This is a genomic window from Microcystis sp. 0824 (assembly GCF_003112475.1).
GTDB classification, from domain to species: Bacteria; Cyanobacteriota; Cyanobacteriia; order Cyanobacteriales; family Microcystaceae; genus Microcystis; species Microcystis aeruginosa_C.
In genome coordinates this window covers 1-18044 of sequence record NZ_BDSM01000033.1, presented here as the reverse complement: position 1 = coordinate 18044, position 18044 = coordinate 1, and the positions used below count along the sequence as shown (strand labels likewise).

Below are 18044 nucleotides of genomic sequence, written 5' to 3'. Positions count from 1 at the left end.
AACTATGATCGAAAACAGACAATTTTTAACCCCAGAAGAATCCGCAGATGTGGACGCTGCCCTCTTGACTTCTCCCGAAAAATTCCTGACTCGTTTAACGATTTCTTCCCTACGCTTACTAAAAATAATCGCCGAAGATACGGGAGTAACCCTAGAAGAACTAACCCATAAACAGGTCATTCAATGGCTAGAAAAAGATAGTAAACTGCGTCGGGAACAGGGGATCGAAGCGGCAGTGCTGAAATGGTAAATAAACTCTTAAAAAATCAGCTACCCCTGACAATTTATGCTAGTTTTTAGCTATAAAGTTACTGGAGTTACAACAATGACAATTATCCTAAAAGTGCCTAGTATTGCCTGTGAAGGTTGCGCTAATACCATTACTAAAGCGATTAATAATCAGCAACCGGCAGCCCAAATATCGGTGGATGTAGCCAATAAAATCGTCACGGTAGAAACCACCGCATCCCCCGCAGAAATTGCCCAATGGATCAGCGAAGTCGGCCATACTGTTGAGTCTAGCAGTGAGGGTTGACATTCTCCCCCGTTAAAAATAAACCTCTGGTAAAAATCAAAAATTGTCGTGATTATTGTTGAATGTCATCTCGAATACTGCGATATTTCTTAGCAAGTGTGCGGAGATTTCGCTTGAATGTTGCCGAGGCTAAAACTTGAATTATCGGTTGATTAGTCATCTTCTAACCCTTCCCAAAGTTGAGAAACGGGAATGGTTTGTCCTGTCATGGCTTCATGCCAAGATTGCCGAAAGTCTGCTAAAATTTCTGCTTGAGATGTATCTTGGGTTTCCTCCTCTGGGATGAGAATAATAACTTCTACACGGCTGTTTTTGTCTATGATTAAAGGATGATCTAGGGTTAGTTGTCCTTGTTCATCAATGGTTGCCATAACCTTGAGTGCTTTCATGTTTCTCTCCTTCAGTGGGTTAGTTCAATATCTAAATTATGCTAATTTTCCCAAAGTTTTACCTGATCAGAATCTTTTCTAGTTCTTTAACTAAAAATGGTAAATCATTTTTAACGGTATTCCAAACAATATCTTCATCAACATTTAAGTAATCGTGTACTACTTTGCTCCGCATTCCGACGACTGCTTGCCAAGGAATTGTTGGATAATTCTCCCGAAAGTCTGGTGATACACGACGCGCTGCTTCTCCGATAATTTGCAATAAATGGGTGAGGGATAACCGTAAAAGTTCGTTATTATCAAAATCTTCTCGACTGACACCTTCTACAAAGCTAAGTGCTTTATTTGCTGTGTCAATCATGTGTTCAACATACACTTGATTATCTTTCTGCGACATAACACACCTCTGCTGTTGCTAAAACACGCTCACGAATATGATGATTAAGAGATTTGATGGTAACGAGATCAATAGTACGTCCATCAAATAATTGAGATAATTCTTCTTGAATTTGATGAAGTTTGAAAAAACTAGGGGTAAAACCAAGTTCAAACTCAACGAGCAGATCAATATCACTATCTGCGGTGAAATCATCTCGTAAAACTGAACCAAATAAGGAAAGTTTATGAATATGCCAATGTTGACAAAGTTGTGAGAGTTTTTCTTGAGAAATTTTCATATTTTCGTGTTGATCAAATTAGTTTGACTCCCAAGCTTTCTAGTTGTTGGTTTATCCAAGCGGTTGCCGTTTCTTCCTCGGTTTCTATCGCTTTTTCTACTCCTATTTTAGCAATTTCTAATAGTTGTTTGGATTTTGCTTTTAAAGCACTCTTAGAGTAAAGGTGCGATCGCTTTTAAAAGTTCTGTTAATTTATTTTTCCATCAGTATAGCGCAAAATACGTCTGATAGCATTTACAATGAGGCATATATAATCTGTGCTGATTCTAAAATGTTTTTACATCTTAGCCAGTTATCACTCCGTTTGAGTGCTGCTTTCACAATTAAATCTACTTTTCGATCAAAAATTGCTTGCAGTTCATCGCGCATTTGTAGGGTTTCGGTTAAACCTCGTTTAGCAGTTGGGGAAAAGGTAATTAAAATATCAATATCGCTATCTGAACGGAAATCTTCGCGTAAAACTGAACCAAATAATGCCAATTCGGTGACTTGCCACTTTTGACAAAATCCTTTAATTTGTTCCATTGGTAGATTTATTTTTGTGTTGATCAGATTAGTTTTACTCCCAAGCTTTCTAGTCTGCCAAAATTCACCCCATACTCCACCTGAATGCGACTGAGAGGATAATGTAAGCGATCGCTTAAAACTCTTAAATATAATTGTCTAATCGCTTCTTCTGGGGTAAGTTTAATCTCTTTTTTCCGTACTAAGCAAATTGTATAGGGAGCTTCCCCATTTTTCGTCTTTTTAAGCGTAATTGTCTGCTCTAATTGCTCAATTTCCGTCGGCGTAAACTGGGACAACTTATAACTTGAGTCTTTGAGAATATCAGCTAATTTCATAGGTTAAAGATGATAGAGATAAATAAAGATTTTTATACCGAGCCTTGAAAGAAATCCCAGCCTTGACAAATTGAGTTAGGTAATCTACTGATGCGAGAATTTTCCCTGTACCAGCCAGTAGGCATGACTTGAAATCATTGTATTCTTGGCTACTAACTTAAGTTAAAGGTATATGGGGACTTAACTTTTCCATTGGATCAAATTTTTTAAGATTCTTTCGATGTTCGCGGTTTCTCATCTCGGCAAAAGCGAGAAAACAGCGATCGCATTTGGGGCAGCTTTGCTGTGGCAATTGTCCGTGACTCAATATCTGTAATAATCTAATACAGCCCTTGTAAACCTTCTTTAAGCTCTGGGTTTTCGTCTTGATCGAGATGCACAAAATCGCCCTTAGATGAGAATTAGTTTACAAAAATTTACATTTGGAGATAAGGAGCAATGAGTCAAGTTTCCAGTACAGATGTTCCCGATTTGGGTCGTCGTCAATTTATGAACCTGTTGACCTTTGGTACAATTACCGGAGTAGCAGCGGGGGCTTTGTATCCGATTGTTAAGTATTTTATTCCCCCCTCGGCCGGTGGTACGGGTGGCGGTGTCACCGCTAAAGATGCCCTAGGCAATGATGTGATTGTCAGTCAATTTCTGGGAAGCCATAACGCTGGCGATCGCACCTTAGCCCAAGGCTTAAAAGGCGACCCCACCTATTTAGTCGTCCAAGAGGACAAAACCCTGGCCAACTACGGAATTAACGCCGTCTGCACCCACTTAGGTTGTGTGGTGCCTTGGAATGCCAGCGAAGAAAAATTCATGTGTCCTTGCCACGGTTCCCAGTACAATGCCGAAGGAAAAGTAGTTCGCGGTCCAGCGCCTCTATCCTTAGCCCTCGCCCATGCCAACGTCACCGATAATGATAAAGTCGTCTTCTCCACTTGGACGGAAACCGACTTCCGCACCGGTGAAGAACCCTGGTGGTCCTAGATTATTCAATGTGACGAGATTTGGAATTATTCAACCGATAGAGATGAGAACATTCAACTTTTTAAGCTTCCCGCAAGTCCACAGACAGGCCCTAGTGAAAGCCGTCCTCGTGGCGATCGCTACCGTTTCCCTACTCCTAACCAGCGATGTCATTAACCCCCAATCTGCCCAAGCATATCCTTTTTGGGCGCAACAAACCGCCCCGGAAACCCCCAGAGAAGCAACCGGTCGGATTGTCTGTGCGAACTGCCATTTAGCCCAAAAACCCGCCGAAATTGAAATCCCCCACTCGGTATTACCCGATAGCGTCTTTGAAGCAGTGGTAAAAATCCCCTACGATCCCGCCAGTCAACAGGTGTTAGGCGACGGATCGAAGGGGGGTTTAAACGTCGGTGCAGTCTTAATGCTACCGGATGGTTTTAAAATCGCGCCCCCCGATCGCATTCCCGAAGAAATGCAGGAAAAACTGGGTGGAGTCTATTTCCAATCCTACAAAGAAGGTCAAGATAACGTGGTTATCGTCGGCCCCTTACCCGGGGATCAATACAAAGAAATCGTTTTCCCCGTCCTGGCCCCCGATCCTAGCCAAAATAAAGGTATTCACTTCGGTAAATATGCTGTGCATTTAGGGGCCAATCGTGGTCGCGGTCAAGTGTACCCCACCGGTGAACCTAGCAATAATAACGCCTTCAAAGCTTCTACCGCAGGTACAATTAGCCAGATCAGCAAAACCGAAGCCGGTGGTTATGAAGTCACCATCACTTCCGAAGCTGGCCCCGTGGTGGAAAATATTCCCGCAGGTCCTGAGTTAATCGTCTCGGAAGGTCAAGCGATCGAAGTGGGACAATTTTTAACCAGTAACCCCAATGTCGGCGGTTTTGGTCAAAAAGAGACGGAAGTTGTCCTACAAAATCCCGGCCGGATCAAAGGATTGGTTTTATTCCTCGGTGGCATTATGCTCTGCCAAATCCTCTTAGTTATTAAGAAAAAACAAGTGGAAACAGTACAAGCGGCCGAAATGAATTTCTAATCGCAATATTTCGGTTATTTTTGCTAGAAAGCGGGTTATTTGCCCGCTTTTTAGCTTTGGGTCAGGAAAACGCTCACCCCTCGCTGCCGTCTGATACAATCGGTTCAACTTAACCGATAAGTGTCAATTTTTTATGAATCAGTCGCTTGTTCCAGTCATTCTCGCCGGTGGTAAAGGGGAACGTTTTTGGCCCCTCAGTCGTCTAGCGCGTCCGAAACAGTTTCTCTGTCTTGATGGTAGTGGTCGCAGTCTTTTACAAGCAACGGCCGATCGTCTATTATCTTTAGGGGCAGGTTGGGAAAATCTCTGGGTAATTACCGCTAGTGCGATCGCTGATGGTGTCCGCGAACAACTGCCCGACTTACCGGAGAGTAACCTATTAGTGGAACCGGTGGGCAAGGATACGGCCCCGGCTGTGACTTGGGCTACTTTAGAAGTGATAAAACGTTATGGTAAGGAAGTGGCGATCGGTTTTTTTCCTGCCGATCATTATATTGGTGATCAAGAGGCTTATATTAACACTTTAAAAGCAGCCGTAGAAGTGGCTGTCAGCCAAAAAGCGATCGTTACTTTAGGGATTAAACCCGATTATCCCTCCACCGGTTACGGTTATATCGAACAGGGAGAAAATCAGGGCGAATTTAATGGTTTACCCGTCTATAAAGTGAGTCGTTTTACGGAAAAACCCGATCGCACCACGGCCGAAAAATTCCTAGAAACGGGACTTTTTAGCTGGAATAGCGGAATGTTTATCTTTCAGGGACAAGTGGTTTTAGAGGAGCTAAAAACCCACGCTAATAATATTTTACAACCTCTGATCGATCGGGGCATCGCTGCCTATGAGGATTTAGAGAAAAAAAGTATCGATTATGCTTTGATGGAAAAAACCCAACTCGCTTACGTTTTACCCGCTAATTTCGGTTGGGATGATCTGGGAGATTGGAATTCTCTGGAAAGATTACTAGAAGCAAAGGGCAAAAATATTGAACTGGCCAATCATGTCGGTTTGGATACGGAAGGCTCTATTATCTATGCTAGTGATGAGGAGGAAGTGATCGTTACTATTGGTTTAAAAGATCTGGTAATTGTTCGCGACGGGAAAGCGACTCTCGTTGTCCACAAAGATCGTACCCAAGATATTAAACAAGTTCTCAAGCAATTACAAACCGATCCCAAATTGGAGAAATTGTTATAGGATCGATATTAGTTACCAGCTTTTTCAGTAATCAGTGATCAGTAAACAGTAATCAGTAATCAGTGAAAAGACAGTAGGAAACCTCTATTTAAGTAAGTAGTTATAATTAAATTGAAGATAGATTTTGTCTCTGATCCCCCCTGCCCCCCTTAATCCCCCCTTGATAAGGGGGGTATTTGATAATTTTTAACGCCTACCTACTTAATACTGCTCACTTAAAACTCAAATCTGATCACTGGTAACTTACCCACTGATAACTGATAACTGATCACTGATAACTGATAATACCGTGTTCTCACTACCCCAAACCAGTCAAAGACAAAAAGAAATCCTTGAGATAGTTCTCGGCAACGGTTGGGACTATATGCGCGGGGTTTTAACCCTAGGAAAAACAGAAAATCCCCAGATTCCCACCCCAGAAGTTCTCAAAAAAATTCTCGTGGAATTGGGGCCTTTTTACGTCAAATTGGGACAGTTACTTAGTACCCGTCCCGATCTGCTACCCGCTAATTATATCGAGGCTTTAACTGCCCTACAAGCGCAAGTTCCTCCCGTTGCTTGGACGGATATAGAAATAGTCATCACCGAACAGTTAGCAAAACCGATTAAACAGGTATTTAAGTATATTAATCCCCAACCGATCGCCGCAGGATCGATCGGGCAAATTCATCGGGCAACTTTATTATCTGGGGAGGAAGTAGCGATTAAAGTCTTGCGTCCGGGGATCGAAAAAATTGTCGCCCAAGATAGTGCCTTAATTAAGGGAATTGCTGATTTAGTTGCCCTAACAGAATTTGGTCAAAGTTACGACGTTGTTGACTTAGCAGAGGAATTTATTAAAGCAGTCAATGCGGAATTAGATTTCACCCAAGAAGGTCATTATACTGACCAATTACGCTATAATTTAACCCAGAGTCGTTGGTCAGAACCCAAACAGTTAGTTATTCCTAAAATTTATTGGGACTTAACTAATTCCAAGCTATTAGTGTTAGAATGGTTAGAAGGAAAACAAATTTTAGAAGCCGATGTTTCTAGACCGCCAACTGAGCAAGCAATTTCCCAAAGAAAAAGCGAAATAACTAGGATTTTGTTTCGGTCATTTTTTCAACAAATTTATATTGATGGCTTCTTTCATGCCGATCCTCATCCGGGTAATATTTTCTATCTTGACGATGGTAGAGTAGCTTTAATTGACTGTGGTATGGTGGGCAGATTAGACCCGCAAACTCAACAAATTTTAACAGAATTGTTATTAGCAATTGTTGACTTAGATGCGAAAAGATGCAGTCAGCTAACTATTAAACTATCCGAGTCAGTAGTCCCGATTACCTTAGTACAATTAGAGGTGGATTATGAGCGGATGCTGCGAAAATATTATAACCTCAATTTAAATCAAATTAACTTTAGTCAGGTGGTTTATGAACTTTTGCAAATTGCCCGTCGCAATAGAATTAAACTTCCGGGTAATTTAGGTTTATTCGCTAAAAGTCTCGCTAATCTAGAAGGAACTGCCCGAAAATTTAATCCTGATATTAATATCCTAGAAGAAGTCAAACCGCTATTAACTAATATTCTTGAACAACAGTTAATCGGTAGCACTCCCCTACAAACAGCCCTAAGAACAGTTTTAGACTTGAAATCTTTTTCCCTGAAATATCCCCGTCAAATTGAAGTTTTACTAGATGGTTTAACCTCGGAAACTTTAAATGTTAATCTGAAAATTCGCGACTTAGATAATCTCCGTCGCAGTTTAGATAATTCCGCCAATCGACTAGCTTTTAGTGTGATTATTGGTTCCTTAATTATCGGGGCTGCTATTGTTACGGCCAGCACCCAATCTCGGCAATTAACTATTATTAGTACCGTATTATTTGCTACAGCTAGTTTTATCGGTTTATGGTTAGTTGTCGGTATCCTGCGATCAGGAAGATTGCGCTAGAAATTATCGCCATTAAATTAAGATTTGTTGTTGTAAAAATTTCGCCCACCGACTAGCCAATTCAACTTCAGTAAAGGGAATTTTTTCAGGAGATCGCTCCTTAAAGATAAATTCTAGGAAAGGGGAACCCTGCGGGGGAAGAGCATCTAAATCCACCACTTGATTATTAACTAGCAGACGGATTTCTTTGACCTCCTCTAGGGAAAAAGTTTGTAAATTAATCACTCCCTTACGAGTTGGCTTTCCCCAAGTGATAATTTTATCTTTTTGACCTAAGACAGAATATATATCATACTTAGCTCGCTCGAAGTTTTCGGCCCATTGTCGATAGATTTCCACTTTTTGGTATTCATTCCAACCACTCCAAGCCAACCAAATAAATAGAATTAATAAAGGTGTCCACAATAACCCGCGTTCCATAAACTATCGCCCCAAAATTTTGGTCAATTAATCGTATTTTAAGCTAATTTGCAGCCCGGAATTATCAGCCGTCGGCTTTTTTCCCCTCTCCCCTCTCCCCTCTCCCCAACCCGCAACAGCCAAACCCCTTGCTACTTTTTGACTTTAGACCTCTTGCATAATTAATTTTTGAGGATTCAAAAACGGCAAAAATAAGGATTAAATTACCTAAAATCTGTGAATTATTCATTCTTAATTCTCCTGACTACTGACTACTGACTACTGACTCCTCACCTAACCGAAGATTTTTGATTTTCACAAGAGGTGTTTTTTACTTGCTATAATCGATCGTCGAATTTGAGTAGGAGACGGGAGAAAATGGCCGATTGGCAGGAAATAGAGGGGGGGATCACGGCCCCAAAAGGATTTAAATCCGCAGGGATGGCCGCGGGGCTAAAACCGTCCGGTTTGCCCGATTTAGCCCTCATTGTCTCGGAAACAGAAGCGATCGCCGCAGGAGTCTTTACCACCAGTCAAGTGCGGGCCGCTTGCGTCGATTATTGCCGTCAACGCTTACAAACTAAAGCCAGCGCCAGGGCGATTTTGTGTAATGCCGGCCAGGCAAACGCCGCCACGGGGGAAGCCGGATGGCAAGATGCCCTCGATAGTGCCGCCGCCTTGAGCCAAGTTTTAGGGATTCCCGCCGATGCAATTTTGCTGGCTTCTACGGGAGTGATCGGGCAACGGATTCGCATGGATGCGTTAACCGCCGCTTTACCGACCTTAGCAGGTTTATTGTCGGAAAATGGTGGCGAAAGCACGGCCCGGGCGATTATGACCACGGATCTAGTCCCCAAATCGATCGCCTTGCAAACCACTATCGATGGTCGTCCGGTCACAATTGGGGGAATTGCCAAGGGATCGGGGATGATTCACCCGAATATGGCGACGATGCTCTCCTTTATCACCTGTGATGCCGCAGTATCGACGGTTCTCTGGCAAAATATGTTAAGTCGGGCGGCTAATAAAAGTTTTAATCAGATTACGGTGGATGGGGACACCAGTACCAATGACAGTCTGATCGCCTTGGCTAACGGTCAATCGCGCACCACGGCGATCACAGAAATGGGCCGGGATGCCCAAAAGTTAGAGGCCATGTTAACGGAAGTTTGTCAATACTTGGCTAAAGCGATCGCCCGGGATGGGGAAGGGGCCACCTGTTTAATGGAAGTGCGGGTTTCGGGAGCGGCCGATGATCAGTCCGCTCGTCAGATTGCTCGCACCATTGCCGGTTCTTCCTTAGTAAAATCGGCGGTTTTCGGTCGAGATCCTAACTGGGGACGAATTGCGGCGGCCGCGGGCCGGGCCGGGGTTGTCTTCCATCAAGAAGACCTGCAAATCAAGTTAGGCGACTTCGTGATGATGGAAAATGGCCAACCTCTGGCGTTCGATCGAGCTAGTGCCAGTAATTACCTGAAAGCGGCAGCCAGCGGGGCTTATTTACGAGAAGATACCGTTTTAATGTCTATCTGTATCGGTAACGGTTCGGGGACAGGTACGGCCTGGGGTTGCGATCTTAGTTACGATTACGTCAAAATTAACGCCGAGTACACCACCTAGAGCCACCAAAAAATTAAGGAGAGACCAAATAACTGGTCTCTCCGGGCCTAATTTAACCCTCGGTTTCCTCTCTGGTTTGGATAAACAGAATCAAGAGGAAAACGGTGGGGACTAGGACGAATAGGATACTAGCGATAAAGCCGAGATTATTTACCTGCATGAGTTAACTCCCTTAAGTGACAACGGATTTGCATTAAAGATTAACTCCTAGAATATCATCCCAGAGGGCGTTGCTGATTTGAGAGGGGAACTGGGGAAATTGAACTAAGATACCAAAACCCCAAAACCCCAACCCCCAAAACCTAAAACCTGTCTCCCGAATACTGACGACTCACTCCCCAAAACGAAAGCTTTGTACCTCACCATTAAGATAACTGCCGTAGATGCGGTATTAGCGATCGCAAAAGCAACGAGTTCTATTCAGATTTTACCAGTTTATTTTCGCTCGATCGCAGGTTATACCATTTTTCTTTATTCGTGGCAGACATTCTACTCCCTTCTTGCCCCCCGATGTCGGGGGGGGTGGGGGGCAAGGGTTGAGGGAAATTAACCATCTGTGCCATTACTTTAGAAAAATGGTATTACGATTGGCAATTCTAGAAAAGAAAAGTTTTCTCTTGATTATTCCTCTAAAAATAAGGGATTGCCTAACTTAATATTTTCTTGATAAATAAGCTCTTAATTAATAGAATGTCTAGCAATAAAATCCTTGATCCTGTAGTTAAAATCTATGTCTGCTTCTTGTTTGATTTTTTCTGCTTTTTTTATAGCGCCCTGTATTTCTTCTTGGATAACTTTACTATTAGCTGCATCGATTGAAGCACCAATTAAAAAACATAACAACGAGATAAAAATTCCAGTAAAAACTATTAAACTCATCGGGACAGTTATCGTCAAACCGCCACCACAAGCGGCAAATATAGACATAAGACAGCCAGTGCTAAATCCTGATGCTGCTGCCTGACCCTTTTTAGATTCTGCTTCTTTAATCATCTTGTTCCCTTCTTCTTCTGCTTTTGAAATGGAATCAAGATAGGGTCCAATTTCAACCATAAAATCATTGAGATATAATCTATCTCTTGCTAAAGATAAATCAAGTGTTTCCTGAGTTAAATGCTTGATAATTTCAAGAGTTTTATATAAGTCTGCCGCTCTCCAAGTAGTTCCACAATCAAGACAGGCGTTAACATTTCTATCTTCTCCAGTGACAGCACCCACCGCACCACCAACCACACCAAATAAAGCCCAACCTGCTGCCGCCCTTCCCCAATTAACATTGGTTTCTCGTTGTAACTGAATATGATTAGAACCACAGTTAGGACAATTAGCCATGGTAAATATCCACCTTATTGATTAGCTTCTTGTCTTATGATACCCCTAAAACTTATTTAAATAACAGTTGAACTGAAAATCTTGAAACCTGTTGCTGGTAAAAGGAAAATTCTTTCACCAGCACTTCGTTGGTAAATAGCGGAGCGGTAGTCACCTTTTTACCCCTTGGCCCGCGCGTTTTTAATCGGTACTTTTGGTTCGGTGGCGATGATGTGAAGATCGATATTTTTCTGCCAGATCAGGCGCATGAGTTTTTGGGTGAAAGAACCTTTGATGAAATGCTTCCAGCGCGATTGAAGGCTCTCCCCGATCACAATCTGGGTGATCCGTTCCCGTTCGGCCACTTCGGCGATCGCTGCTGCCACCTGATAGCTTTTAATCCTTAAGAATTTCCCCTCGAATTCCCGACATAAACGTTCGCAGGTTTCGATATGTAAAGCCTCCTCTTTGGTGAGAAAGCGATCGGGTTTATCGACGAAAATCACGAAAAATTCCGCGTTCATATACCCCGCTATCCGCGCTCCCCGACGTAATAATCGTAAAGAGTTGGGATAGGTGGAAATACAGACTAATACTCGTTCGTGAATGGGACAGGATTGACCGATAAATGTCGAATTACTCGCTTCTTCTTCTACTGTATCGGCCACTTCCCGCAGGGCGAGTTCCCGGAGGGCGATTAAATTGCGCCGTTGAAAGAAATTATTTAAAGATTGTTCGATCTTTTCGGGAGCGTAGATTTTTCCCGCTAATAATCTTTCTTCTAGGGTTTCGGCGGTAACATCTACCACGATCACTTCATCAGCTTCCTCCAAAATTCGATCGGGTATTCGCTCCCGCACCACCACCCCAGTGATTCGGGCAACCAGATCGTTTAAACTCTCGATATGCTGGATATTCACGGTCGAGTAAACATCGATTCCCCGGGATAAAATTATCTCCACGTCCTGAAAACGTTTCTCTCGCTCCGAACCGGGTACATTCGTGTGGGCCAATTCATCGATCAGACACAACTGCGGTGAGCGGGCGATAATCGCTTCCGTATCCATTTCCGAGAGAGTGAATCCCTCTTTTTCTAGGATTTTTCTCGGTACGATTTCCAATCCCTCGGCTTTTTCGGCGGTCTCTTTCCGGCCGTGGGTTTCGAGCAGTCCAATCACCACGTCGGTTCCCTGCTTTCTGAGACTATGCCCCTCCTCCAGCATCTTGTAGGTTTTCCCGACTCCCGGGGCCATCCCGATAAAAATTTTATGTCTTCCCCGTCGCACAATTGTCTCCTTTTTGGCAACTTACCTTACAGATTAAGATAATTCAAGCGTAGCCGGGGGGATTGAATATCATCAATTCTCACCTTCTCTGACTCAAAAAAGCCATCGGGGGAGAAAAAACGTTTAGTAAGCTGCCCGCCGATTTAAATTATTAACAGCTTAGTTCTGAACATTTTTCCTCTGTTTGGTTCACTTAATAGAGAAAATTATTGAGACCATTGTTCCAATTATTTTGTGCAAACAATCGCCAATTTTTCAAGACTTTATAGAAAACGGGTTTCTTCGAGAAACCCGTTTTCTGCGATGGCGTTTGCATAATTATTCCTGTTTGTTCAGCCACTTGCGACCTAAAAGCCCAAGAGTCACCGATAATTGCTGATTGTCGGTATTGCTGCATAAGTGCCTAAAAGCTGATAGGATAACGAACGGAAAAAATATAGCTTGTCAAGGTGCGAGAAATCGCTATAATCATCCCAGCAGAGGCGATAATAATCCCTCGATCATCCATTTGTTAACGATCGCTAATGATTAGACAAACTTGGTTTTCTCAAGCGGTTTCGAGACAGCGAACCCGTGATTTTCCCGGTCGATCATCGCTCGAGCCTCGACGGGCCTTTTTTTGGAGTTGATCGAACCATGTTGCAAGGATGGATTCAAATCGCGCTCACGATCCTGATAATCGTGGCAATCACCCCCTTTTTCGGCCGGTATATGGCTAGGGTGTTCATGGAACGGAGAACCCTACTCGACCCACTGTGCGATCGAGCCGAGAGTCTTCTTTATACCTTCGTCGGAGTGAAAGGGAAAGAGAATATGACCGGCTGGCAATACGCCCGCGCCGTTCTCTACAGTAACGCGGTAATAGCAATTCTGGTTTTTTCCCTGATTGCGGGCCAAGGAGTCCTTCCCCTCAACCCGACGGGGCTCCCCGCCCCCACTTGGGACACCATGCTACATACAACGATTTCCTTTATCACCAACAGCGACCAACAGCATTATTCCGGAGAAACCACCCTCAGTTACGGGAGTCAGATCTGGGGACTCGGCTACCAGATGTTCACCTCGGCCGGAACCGGTCTAGCGGTGGCGATCGCCTTTATTCGGGGACTGACGGGGCGACCGTTGGGCAATTTCTACGTGGATCTGATCCGAGCGATCACCCGTATCCTCTTACCGATCTCGATCGTGGGAGCAATTGCCCTGATCATCGCTGGAGTCCCAGAAACCCTCGCCGGCCCGGCGATCTTGCCGACGCTAGAAAACCCCAACCTCAGTCAGGCGATCGCCCGCGGTCCAGTGGCCCACTTCGAGATTATTAAGGAATTGGGAGAAAACGGCGGCGGCTTTTTTGCCAGCAACTCGGCCCACCCCTTTGAAAACCCGAACGGATTCGTCAATCTGGTGCAGTTGGTGGCGATTCTCTCGATTCCCACCTCCCTGATCTATACCTACGGTGTTTTCGCCGATAATCTCAAGCAAGCTCGATTAATCTATCTAATTCCCCTCGGTATCTTCATCGGCTTTACGATCATCACAGCGATCGGAGAATACAATGGCAACCAGGCGGTTAACTCCCTGCTAGGGGTCGATCGAGCGGTTAACTTCGAGGGTAAAGAAGTACGCTTCGGTTGGGCGCAATCGGCCCTGTACGCGGTAACTACCACGGCCACCATGTGCGGTGCGGTGATCGCCATGCACGATTCCTTGATGCCGAACGGCGGCTTCGTCACCCTCTCGAATCTGTTCCTGCAAATCGTCTTCGGCGGCCAGGGAACCGGCACCGCCTACCTGTTTGCCTATCTGATCCTGGCGGTATTCGTCACCGGGCTAATGGTGGGAAGAACCCCCGAATTGTTCGGGCGCAAAATCGAGAAGCGGGAAGTGGTGTTAGCGAGTTTTTTAATTCTGCTGGTTCACCCGATCGCCATCCTCATCCCCGGAGCGATCGCCCTTGCCTTTCCCGACTTTCAAGGCATCAGTAACCCCGGCTTTCACGGATTATCTCAAGTTATCTACGAGTACGCTTCCGCCGCCGCCAATAACGGGTCGGGATTCGAGGGACTGGGGGATTCCCAACCCGCACCGCTTGCGATCGCATCTGGGGCGAAACCGACGATGACCGCTCTCTGGTGGAATCTGAGCGCCTGCTTCAGTTTACTCGCCGGACGGTATATCCCGATCGCTGCCCTGCTCTTGTTAGCCGATGGGATGTCCCGCAAACAACCGGTTCCCGCCACCACCGGAACCCTCCGCACCGATACCGGACTCTTTACCGGCGTGACGGCGGGGGTGATTTTAATTCTCGGTGCGCTCACTTTCTTCCCGATATTGGCCCTCGGTCCGATCGCGGAAGCCTTTCAAATCACCCGGATGATCGGCTAGGAGTTTAGATAATTTATGAGAACAAACAAAGGAAATTCTAAGTCCCCCCGCCCGTTGCGAGTGCCGAGAGGTCGCCGGGACGACCGCCACCACACCCCCAAGGTCAACCGGACCGGTCTCTATCAAAGCGCGATCCGGCAGTCCTTCCTCAAACTCGACCCGCGCATCGCCGTGCGTAACCCGGTCCTGTTCGTGGTCTGGTTAGGAACGATCGTCACGGCCTTGGTGACGATCGACCCGCATCTATTCGGCACGATCGCAGGGGATAGGGGACAACAACGGCTACTTAACGGCATCATCACCCTGATCCTCTTCTTCACGGTGCTGTTCGCCAACTTCGCCGAGGCGATCGCCGAGGGACGGGGAAAAGCCCAGGCCGATGCCCTGCGCTCCACCCGCAGCGACACGATCGCCCGAAAAATCCTGGCCGACGGATCGATCGAGTCGGTCAGTTCCACGGCCTTGGGTCGGGGCGATCGGGTAAAACTGGTGGCTGGGGACGTGATTCCCGCCGACGGGGAAGTGATCGAGGGAATCGGTTCGGTGGATGAATCGGCGATCACCGGAGAATCGGCCCCCGTCCTCAAACAACCCGGCACCGACATCGCCAGTTCCGTCACCGGTGGTACGCGGCTTCTCTCGGACGAGTTGACAGTGCGGATCACTCAAGATCCCGGCCGGGGTTTTATCGATCGCATGATCTCCCTTGTGGAAGGGGCCGAGCGCACGAAAACCCCCAACGAGATCGCGCTGACGGTACTTCTGGCCGTGTTAACCCAAGTCTTTTTAATCGTCGTGGCCACGATTCCCTCGATCGGGAACTATATCGCCGGTTTCCTGGAAACGAGCCTCGGGCCGGCGGTTGCGGATACTTTTCGGGCCGGTTCCAGTATCGCCATCTTGATCTCGCTCCTCGTCGCCCTCATTCCCACGACGATCGGCGGTTTATTGAGCGCGATCGGCATCGCCGGGATGGATCGTGTGGCTCAGTTTAACGTCATCGCCACCTCCGGGCGTGCGGTGGAAGCCTGCGGCGACGTAAATACCCTCCTTCTCGATAAAACGGGAACGATCACCCTCGGCAACCGGCTGGCTGACGAATTTATCCCCGTGAACGGTCATAACCTCGAGGAATTAGCCCGCATCTGTCTAGCGGCCAGCCTTTTCGACGAAACCCCGGAAGGACGCTCGATCATTGCCTTAGCCCGGAATTTGGGCGCGAACCTGGATATCGATGGCCAACCCGGCGAGGGAATCGAATTCTCCGCTCGTACCCGCATGAGCGGCACCGATAGGGCCGGCGAGGAATACCGTAAGGGAGCCGTAGACGCGATTAAAGGTTTCGTCCGTTCCCGCGGTGGTTCTGTTCCCGAGACCCTCGATGAGGCACAGGAAAGGGTTTCCCGTTTGGGGGGGACTCCCCTGGCCGTCTGTCGGGGTAACGATATCTACGGGGTGATCTATCTCAAAGATATAGTGAAACCGGGATTAAAAGAGCGTTTCGACCAATTACGGCGCATGGGGGTGAGAACGATCATGCTCACCGGCGATAACCAGATCACGGCCTCGGTGATCGCGGCGGAGGCGGGGGTGGATGATTTTATCGCCGAGGCCACCCCAGAAGATAAGATCGAGGTGATCCGTCGCGAGCAAGCCAAGGGCAAGTTAGTTGCTATGACGGGGGACGGAACCAACGACGCACCGGCACTGGCCCAGGCTAATGTCGGTGTGGCAATGAACTCCGGAACCCAAGCGGCGAAGGAGGCGGCCAATATGGTGGATCTCGATTCCGACCCGACCAAGCTGATCGATTTAGTGACCATCGGCAAACAGTTATTAATTACCCGCGGCGCCCTGACCACGTTTTCGGTAGCTAACGATATCGCTAAGTATTTCGCCATTATCCCGACGATTTTCGCCGCTGCCGGGATCGGTGCTTTAAATATCATGGGTTTGAAAAGCGCTCAATCGGCGATCGTATCGGCCCTGATCTACAATGCCCTAATTATCCCCGTTTTGATTCCCCTAGCACTTAAAGGCGTTCAATTTCGCCCGCTCACTGCTGACCAACTATTGCGGCGCAATATCCTCATCTACGGCGTGGGGGGCGTGATTGCCCCGTTTATTGCTATTAAGATTATTGATGAGATAATTTCAGCGATCGGGTTGAGGTAATGGGAAAATCTGCCATATTTCGGGATTTTACCCAAAAAGAAAGATGGGGTAAAAATCAATTTAATTCCTCATTTCCAGCTTCTTTGTGCGCTTACTTAGATGGGAAAGGACTGAAAAATGTATATCTGAAACTTGATGAAAATTTTAAAATTAAACCTGCGGAGTTAAGTACAAAAGAGTTATACGGTCTAGCTCCCGATTCTGATAATTTATTTTACGCTTTCGATAGTCAATTTAGAGGAGGGAGCAAAATGATCACAATCGATTTATTCGCTGGTTGTGGTGGTTTATCTTTAGGTTTCCAGAAAGCGGGGTTTACTATTGTGGCTGCATTTGATAATTGGATACCTGCTATAGATGATAGATCTATAGATACCAAGAATCCACTTACCGACGTAGTCTGGCACAAAAAAGTAAACGGGCGGCCATGGATAATAACTATATGATGGCTGTGCTGAAAGCCTTTTGTCAAGCCTAATTGAGATGCTCTTACCCTGCAATATCTTCAGCTTTTGGCAAGACAATAAATTGACTTTTTAAAGTATGTCTTTTTTGCTTTCCCGAATAATATATTTTTTGTTCTTGATAATCGATCGGCCTCTCCACGGGCTGTTCTGCGCTATCGACAATCAACTCATAATCCCTTAATTGTTCAATTATTATTTCCTCTTCTTGGCACTTCTTTATTTGTTCTAAAAAACTTCAAAAAGTTTTTGCCAATAGGTAAAGATATTATGAGCCCTTGATTCACTCACTTGAAACATTAGTCCTAAGATTTGAAAGCTTAGATGATGTCTTAAATAAACCAACATTAGAACAATTTGTTCCTCTTCTGATAATTTAGGAGGTGTTCCGCTTCCTGGTTGATTAATCCTAATTTTGGTTTTTTCAATTTCTGATTGGTTTTTCCGATGTATAAGTTTTCCAAGTGCCATCAGTTGTTCTAGTTGTTGGTAGTCAATCCCTAATAGTCTTTTAGTTTGTTTCGGATATTTTTGAATGTATTCCCAAGTGTAATTTTTTATGGCTTTTTTTGAGTTACTATTTGTTTTATTAGTGCGAAACGTTTAGGCATGAAATAGGGCTGAAATGCCTGAAATAACCGCCTAGTAAGGTCTTCAGTCCCCCGACTGAATCTAAGAGGTCAACCCAGACCAACCTTATAACTGTTTATATGTCCCGACGTTTAGTATCACCCGATACCAAACTAGGCAAGGGGACTCAAGGTCAATACACTTTGTAACAATTATTTACAATTGATACAAAGGTGAGAGTAACGGCGATAG

General features: G+C 45.5%; 19 protein-coding genes and 2 pseudogenes. 10 read left to right on the top strand and 11 right to left on the bottom strand.

Going from position 1 to position 18044, the window contains the following annotated elements:
• Positions 1 to 4 precede the first annotated feature (4 nt).
• Positions 5 to 250: a hypothetical protein gene (locus tag N0824_RS13040; RefSeq protein WP_002736270.1), complete on the top strand. Its 246-nt coding sequence runs from the start codon at positions 5 to 7 to the stop codon at positions 248 to 250.
• A gap of 36 nt (positions 251 to 286) precedes the next feature.
• Positions 287 to 535, top strand: coding sequence for a heavy-metal-associated domain-containing protein (locus N0824_RS13035; protein ID WP_108937066.1), 249 nt, complete (start codon positions 287 to 289; stop codon positions 533 to 535).
• A 152-nt stretch (positions 536 to 687) separates the two neighbouring features.
• Here N0824_RS13035 and N0824_RS13025 read toward each other — a convergent pair whose 3' ends face one another.
• The 5 genes from N0824_RS13025 to N0824_RS13005 form a co-directional block, all read right to left on the bottom strand.
• Positions 688 to 924: a hypothetical protein gene (locus N0824_RS13025; protein ID WP_108937065.1), complete on the bottom strand. Its 237-nt coding sequence runs from the start codon at positions 922 to 924 to the stop codon at positions 688 to 690.
• 58 nt (positions 925 to 982) lie between these two features.
• Entirely contained in the window at positions 983 to 1321 is a 339-nt protein-coding gene (locus N0824_RS13020) for a DUF86 domain-containing protein (RefSeq protein WP_024969856.1), read from the bottom strand.
• Complete coding sequence (locus tag N0824_RS13015; RefSeq protein WP_108937064.1) at positions 1305 to 1601, bottom strand: nucleotidyltransferase family protein; 297 nt, start codon at positions 1599 to 1601, stop codon at positions 1305 to 1307. Before N0824_RS13015 ends, N0824_RS13020 begins: the two co-directional genes overlap by 17 nt.
• A 234-nt stretch (positions 1602 to 1835) precedes the next feature.
• Positions 1836 to 2126 carry a nucleotidyltransferase family protein gene (locus N0824_RS13010; protein ID WP_016517134.1) on the bottom strand — a complete coding sequence of 97 codons (291 nt, stop codon included), beginning with the start codon at positions 2124 to 2126 and terminating at the stop codon, positions 1836 to 1838.
• Between the two features lie 23 nt (positions 2127 to 2149).
• The gene (locus N0824_RS13005) at positions 2150 to 2443 is read right to left on the bottom strand and encodes a type I restriction enzyme HsdR N-terminal domain-containing protein (protein WP_233256440.1); all 294 of its coding nucleotides are present in this window, start codon (positions 2441 to 2443) and stop codon (positions 2150 to 2152) included.
• A gap of 438 nt (positions 2444 to 2881) precedes the next feature.
• Here N0824_RS13005 and petC point away from each other — a divergent pair, with 438 nt between their 5' ends.
• The 4 genes from petC to N0824_RS12985 all read left to right on the top strand — a co-directional run bounded on the left by petC (position 2882) and on the right by N0824_RS12985 (position 7585).
• Positions 2882 to 3421, top strand: a complete 540-nt coding sequence (petC, locus tag N0824_RS13000) for a cytochrome b6-f complex iron-sulfur subunit (protein ID WP_108937063.1) — start codon at positions 2882 to 2884, stop codon at positions 3419 to 3421.
• Between the two features lie 43 nt (positions 3422 to 3464).
• Positions 3465 to 4451: a cytochrome f gene (petA, locus tag N0824_RS12995; protein ID WP_002754684.1), complete on the top strand. Its 987-nt coding sequence runs from the start codon at positions 3465 to 3467 to the stop codon at positions 4449 to 4451.
• Between the two features lie 133 nt (positions 4452 to 4584).
• Positions 4585 to 5646 (top strand): mannose-1-phosphate guanylyltransferase, encoded by a 1062-nt coding sequence (locus N0824_RS12990; protein WP_002781460.1) that lies wholly within the window; start codon positions 4585 to 4587, stop codon positions 5644 to 5646.
• 289 nt (positions 5647 to 5935) lie between these two features.
• The gene (locus N0824_RS12985) at positions 5936 to 7585 is read left to right on the top strand and encodes an AarF/ABC1/UbiB kinase family protein (protein WP_108937062.1); all 1650 of its coding nucleotides are present in this window, start codon (positions 5936 to 5938) and stop codon (positions 7583 to 7585) included.
• A 12-nt stretch (positions 7586 to 7597) separates the two neighbouring features.
• On the opposite strand, the gene N0824_RS12980 is transcribed toward N0824_RS12985, so the two are convergent.
• On the bottom strand, positions 7598 to 8005 hold the full coding sequence (locus N0824_RS12980) for a hypothetical protein (RefSeq protein WP_002781465.1): 408 nt from the start codon (positions 8003 to 8005) through the stop codon (positions 7598 to 7600).
• Between the two features lie 357 nt (positions 8006 to 8362).
• Here N0824_RS12980 and argJ point away from each other — a divergent pair, with 357 nt between their 5' ends.
• Positions 8363 to 9604 (top strand): bifunctional ornithine acetyltransferase/N-acetylglutamate synthase, encoded by a 1242-nt coding sequence (gene argJ, locus N0824_RS12975; protein ID WP_002780712.1) that lies wholly within the window; start codon positions 8363 to 8365, stop codon positions 9602 to 9604.
• Positions 9605 to 9656: 52 nt separating this feature from the next.
• Here the strand turns inward: argJ and psbM are convergent, their stop codons facing one another.
• From psbM to N0824_RS20555, 4 genes are all read right to left on the bottom strand, one after another.
• Positions 9657 to 9764 (bottom strand): photosystem II reaction center protein PsbM, encoded by a 108-nt coding sequence (gene psbM / locus N0824_RS12970; protein ID WP_002745897.1) that lies wholly within the window; start codon positions 9762 to 9764, stop codon positions 9657 to 9659.
• Positions 9765 to 10282: 518 nt separating this feature from the next.
• Positions 10283 to 10936 carry a hypothetical protein gene (locus N0824_RS12965; RefSeq protein WP_108937061.1) on the bottom strand — a complete coding sequence of 218 codons (654 nt, stop codon included), beginning with the start codon at positions 10934 to 10936 and terminating at the stop codon, positions 10283 to 10285.
• A gap of 158 nt (positions 10937 to 11094) precedes the next feature.
• A complete protein-coding gene (locus N0824_RS12960) occupies positions 11095 to 12201 on the bottom strand; it encodes a universal stress protein (RefSeq protein ID WP_108937060.1) in 1107 nt (368 codons plus the stop codon).
• Positions 12202 to 12394: 193 nt separating this feature from the next.
• Positions 12395 to 12598: a hypothetical protein gene (locus N0824_RS20555; protein ID WP_146184279.1), complete on the bottom strand. Its 204-nt coding sequence runs from the start codon at positions 12596 to 12598 to the stop codon at positions 12395 to 12397.
• A 239-nt stretch (positions 12599 to 12837) separates the two neighbouring features.
• On the opposite strand from N0824_RS20555, the gene kdpA reads away from it, so the two are divergent.
• The 3 genes and pseudogenes from kdpA to N0824_RS12945 form a co-directional block, all read left to right on the top strand.
• A complete protein-coding gene (gene kdpA / locus N0824_RS12955) occupies positions 12838 to 14583 on the top strand; it encodes a potassium-transporting ATPase subunit KdpA (protein WP_108937078.1) in 1746 nt (581 codons plus the stop codon).
• 15 nt (positions 14584 to 14598) lie between these two features.
• Complete coding sequence (kdpB, locus tag N0824_RS12950; protein WP_108937059.1) at positions 14599 to 16758, top strand: potassium-transporting ATPase subunit KdpB; 2160 nt, start codon at positions 14599 to 14601, stop codon at positions 16756 to 16758.
• A pseudogene (locus N0824_RS12945) lies at positions 16758 to 17156 on the top strand (HindVP family restriction endonuclease); the annotation flags it as partial. The gene kdpB and the pseudogene N0824_RS12945, both read left to right, overlap by 1 nt.
• 100 nt (positions 17157 to 17256) lie before the next feature.
• Here N0824_RS12945 and N0824_RS21745 read toward each other — a convergent pair.
• Positions 17257 to 17783 (bottom strand): annotated as a pseudogene (locus N0824_RS21745) (transposase family protein); the annotation flags it as partial.
• Positions 17784 to 18044 lie beyond the last annotated feature (261 nt).

Bases quoted from the DNA above. Each gene is read 5' to 3' on its own strand.
- N0824_RS12980 (WP_002781465.1), bottom strand. From the start codon at position 8,005: ATGGAACGCGGGTTATTGTGGACACCTTTATTAATTCTATTTATTTGG.
- N0824_RS13040 (WP_002736270.1), top strand. From the start codon at position 5: ATGATCGAAAACAGACAATTTTTAACCCCAGAAGAATCCGCAGATGTG.
- argJ (WP_002780712.1), top strand. From the start codon at position 8,363: ATGGCCGATTGGCAGGAAATAGAGGGGGGGATCACGGCCCCAAAAGGA.
- N0824_RS20555 (WP_146184279.1), bottom strand. From the start codon at position 12,598: ATGCAGCAATACCGACAATCAGCAATTATCGGTGACTCTTGGGCTTTT.
- N0824_RS12990 (WP_002781460.1), top strand. From the start codon at position 4,585: ATGAATCAGTCGCTTGTTCCAGTCATTCTCGCCGGTGGTAAAGGGGAA.
- petA (WP_002754684.1), top strand. From the start codon at position 3,465: ATGAGAACATTCAACTTTTTAAGCTTCCCGCAAGTCCACAGACAGGCC.
- kdpA (WP_108937078.1), top strand. From the start codon at position 12,838: ATGTTGCAAGGATGGATTCAAATCGCGCTCACGATCCTGATAATCGTG.
- psbM (WP_002745897.1), bottom strand. From the start codon at position 9,764: ATGCAGGTAAATAATCTCGGCTTTATCGCTAGTATCCTATTCGTCCTA.
- N0824_RS13035 (WP_108937066.1), top strand. From the start codon at position 287: ATGCTAGTTTTTAGCTATAAAGTTACTGGAGTTACAACAATGACAATT.
- petC (WP_108937063.1), top strand. From the start codon at position 2,882: ATGAGTCAAGTTTCCAGTACAGATGTTCCCGATTTGGGTCGTCGTCAA.
- N0824_RS13005 (WP_233256440.1), bottom strand. From the start codon at position 2,443: ATGAAATTAGCTGATATTCTCAAAGACTCAAGTTATAAGTTGTCCCAG.
- N0824_RS13015 (WP_108937064.1), bottom strand. From the start codon at position 1,601: ATGAAAATTTCTCAAGAAAAACTCTCACAACTTTGTCAACATTGGCAT.
- N0824_RS13025 (WP_108937065.1), bottom strand. From the start codon at position 924: ATGAAAGCACTCAAGGTTATGGCAACCATTGATGAACAAGGACAACTA.
- N0824_RS12965 (WP_108937061.1), bottom strand. From the start codon at position 10,936: ATGGCTAATTGTCCTAACTGTGGTTCTAATCATATTCAGTTACAACGA.
- kdpB (WP_108937059.1), top strand. From the start codon at position 14,599: ATGAGAACAAACAAAGGAAATTCTAAGTCCCCCCGCCCGTTGCGAGTG.
- N0824_RS13010 (WP_016517134.1), bottom strand. From the start codon at position 2,126: ATGGAACAAATTAAAGGATTTTGTCAAAAGTGGCAAGTCACCGAATTG.
- N0824_RS13020 (WP_024969856.1), bottom strand. From the start codon at position 1,321: ATGTCGCAGAAAGATAATCAAGTGTATGTTGAACACATGATTGACACA.